This is a genomic window from Spirochaetota bacterium, assembly GCA_040756435.1.
In the GTDB taxonomy this organism is placed as follows: Bacteria; Spirochaetota; UBA4802; order UBA4802; family UB4802; genus UBA4802.
This window is the reverse complement of the sequence record JBFLZD010000117.1, coordinates 1-2,473: the sequence shown is the minus strand read 5'-3', so window position 1 is coordinate 2,473 and position 2,473 is coordinate 1. Positions and strand designations below refer to the sequence as shown.

At 32.1% G+C, this 2,473-nt stretch carries 4 protein-coding genes; 2 read left to right on the top strand and 2 right to left on the bottom strand.

The features are described from left to right. Positions 1–188: 188 nt before the first annotated feature. Positions 189–1,088 (top strand): 4Fe-4S binding protein, encoded by a 900-nt coding sequence (locus tag AB1444_16375; GenBank protein MEW6528230.1) that lies wholly within the window; start codon positions 189–191, stop codon positions 1,086–1,088. Here the strand turns inward: AB1444_16375 and AB1444_16370 are convergent. After that, positions 1,077–1,556 carry a hypothetical protein gene (locus tag AB1444_16370; GenBank protein ID MEW6528229.1) on the bottom strand — a complete coding sequence of 160 codons (480 nt, stop codon included), beginning with the start codon at positions 1,554–1,556 and terminating at the stop codon, positions 1,077–1,079. The genes AB1444_16375 and AB1444_16370 overlap by 12 nt on opposite strands. A gap of 255 nt (positions 1,557–1,811) precedes the next feature. On the opposite strand from AB1444_16370, the gene AB1444_16365 reads away from it, so the two are divergent. Next, the gene (locus AB1444_16365; protein MEW6528228.1) at positions 1,812–2,093 is read left to right on the top strand and encodes a hypothetical protein; all 282 of its coding nucleotides are present in this window, start codon (positions 1,812–1,814) and stop codon (positions 2,091–2,093) included. 1 nt (position 2,094) lies between these two features. On the opposite strand, the gene AB1444_16360 is transcribed toward AB1444_16365, so the two are convergent. Beyond that, positions 2,095–2,473, bottom strand: a 379-nt coding sequence (locus AB1444_16360; GenBank protein ID MEW6528227.1) for an adenylate/guanylate cyclase domain-containing protein, incomplete at its 5' end; no start/stop codon positions are given.

The window sequence follows — 2,473 nt, the reverse complement described above, 5'->3', positions numbered from 1 at the left end:
AGCCCATAATATGATGAAAATTCCTGCATGAAAATGAGTAGTAAATGGGATTTTTTAATTTTTTTCAGTATCAAGTACTTAAAATAAAAAAAAAGGCCGTCCCATATTTTGTTTTGAGACACCCCCTATATTCATTATGAAATTTTTTAAGGAATTATTGCTGAAAAAATTATTTTTAGGGATAACCAATGAAGACAATACTCAAACCTTCGACAGTAGCTGTATTCAAAAAACATGGATGGCGTGTTGACAGAGCTATTCATAATTATTTATATTTTGTCTTCTATTTTCCTTATGTGTTTATAGTATACCATACTTTTAAATTTTTGACTGCCCATTTTTCATGGTTTACACCACTACGACATTTTCTTAAATTTGCGTTTGACAGGTATCATGCCAAGATATTATCATTTGGTGATACACGAAAAATTTTAGAATTAAACAGGGATATAGCACATATTACAGATTCCAACAGAAACATTATCCCTTACAAATATGCGCATAAAATTATCTTTACCCAGCCTGACTTTATAGCGGTGATGGATTGCCCCTGCAAAAAAACTATGGGTGATGAAGAATGGGCAATACATTCGTGTATTGCTGTTGGTAAACCTGTTGCAACATTCTGGCTTGAGCATGGCAAAAAATATAATGCAGAAAGAATAACACAGCATCAGGCGCTTGAACTTATTAAAAATTTCAGAAAGCATGGATACATTACACAGGCATTTTTCAAGGTTGCTACGGGTGGCAGTACGGGTGTTATATGCAACTGCCATCCAAAATCATGTGTCAGCTTAAAGGCAACACAGTTTGCAAAACGTTTTGATGGTTCGCTATCAATGAATGCAGCGGCAGGGTATAGTGTAGTTCACGATGAAAATAAATGCAAACATTGCGGTGATTGTTCAAGAATATGCCCGTTTGGTGTAATTAGCGTAAGTGATACTTCATGGACGTATAATAAAAACGATTGTGCAGGATGTGAACTCTGTGTGGAACACTGTACACATAACGCCTTGTCACTGGTTATTGATGAATCAAAACCACAACCTCTTGATATTGAAAAATTGCCATTAAAGTACTGAAAAACTCTGGAAAACTCTGTTAAAATAAACTTCATATTTATAAAACACTTTTTCAGGTGCACTACACTCAATAATGAAAACTGTATCATTATTATTTATAAGCCTTATCCTGTGAATGGATGTGCCCTGACTTCTGTATGTTGTAACAATAATTCCACCATCATCTGTAGAGGAATTGATAATAAAATGGGCGTTGGGATCTTTTTCCCAGATATTCCATGTAAGTTCATGGAGCATGTCAGTTTGGATATTTTTAACCTTATATATTTTGATATACACTGTTTTTGAATTTGCACATATAAATTCATGGAAATTGCCGCGCATCATTTCTGATTTGTCCCAGTCGGGAAGATCTGCTTTAAAGCCCAGTGCACTGGTATAGATGGTGTAAAAGCCTGATAAGGTATAACTTTTATAAAATAATAAAATTATAAATATACTGAAAATAATAATAACAATTTTTTTCATTTTTACACCTTAATATAATATTGCTGTTATTCTCCATAGAGAGTAAAGATGCTTGAAGGCATTGTCAAATCTTTTTTCGTATGGGTAAAAGGCTGTAATCTCATTCTGGTAATATTATATCATAAATTGGACTTAAATGTGAAAAAGTAAAATAAAAAACATTTTTTATTAAATTTATAAATAATTAACATCTCTTTTTTTTTCTTTAAAGAACCAGTAAATTATAAAACATTATATGATTGAGGTTGTGATTTTATGCCAACACTAACTATAGAAAGGACAATTTATAGATTAGAAAAACCTTTATGCTCAAGATTTTTGGCTGCAGACCTTGTAAGCTCGTTGTATTATGTGTATTCTGATACCAGGATAGATATAATAGCTGAAGAATTTATAAAAAATGAGAACATATTTGTATGTGCAGTTGTAAATAGCGAAATGAAAGTATGTGGAGTATTAGTTCGCAAAGAACTTTTCGAAATTTTGGGAAGACGTTTTGGTAGAGAATTATACTATAATAAAACTGATTATAAATAAATCATGTTGGTTTGTTTAATGAGTAAGGTTCATTTATTGTATACACATCAATATGTTGTTCAATTCCCCGAATTTGTAGTGACTGTACTTGTGTTACAACAACACCTGGTATAAGTTGCTTTACATCATTGCTAATAAGTATGCTGTCTTCAGTACAGGCTTGTTCCAAACGTGAAGCTATATTGACGGTTTTTCCTATGGCAGTAAATGATAAACGATCTTCCGGTCCAAAACTACCCACGGTTGCAATTCCACAATGAATACCAATTCTAAGATATATGTCATTAATATTGTATAAATTTTTCCATTTTACATTGAGAGTTTTAAAAGTTTGTAACATTTCATATGCCATATATAGTGAGTTTTCTGCTTGTAAGGCC